Origin of the sequence: Enterobacter sp. UNJFSC 003 (genome assembly GCF_036903355.1) — a bacterium.
Classification (GTDB): Bacteria; Pseudomonadota; Gammaproteobacteria; order Enterobacterales; family Enterobacteriaceae; genus Enterobacter.
The window spans coordinates 1-302 of the sequence record NZ_JBAKHK010000096.1; the positions used below are offsets into that span (position 1 = coordinate 1).

Sequence of the window (302 nt, forward strand, 5' to 3'; positions counted from 1 at the left end):
GTAATGACCTACTGCGACAACCAGGCCTTGCGTGAAGAGATGTATCGCGCTTACAGCACCCGCGCCTCCGATCAAGGCCCGAACGCCGGTAAATGGGATAACAGCAAGGTGATGGAAGAGATCCTCGCTCTGCGTCACGAACTGGCGCAACTGCTGGGCTTTGAAAACTACGCCTTCAAATCACTTGCCACTAAAATGGCAGAAAACCCGCAGCAGGTGCTGGATTTCTTAACCGATCTGGCAAAACGCGCGCGTCCGCAAGGCGAAAAAGAGCTGGCACAACTGCGCGCCTTCGCCAAAGC

General features: G+C 55.3%; 1 protein-coding gene. It reads left to right on the plus strand.

What is annotated here, in order from left to right; all coding sequences use genetic code 11:
• Positions 1-302, plus strand: a 302-nt coding sequence (locus V5P19_RS23255; RefSeq protein WP_334407894.1) for a M3 family metallopeptidase, incomplete at both ends; no start/stop codon positions are given.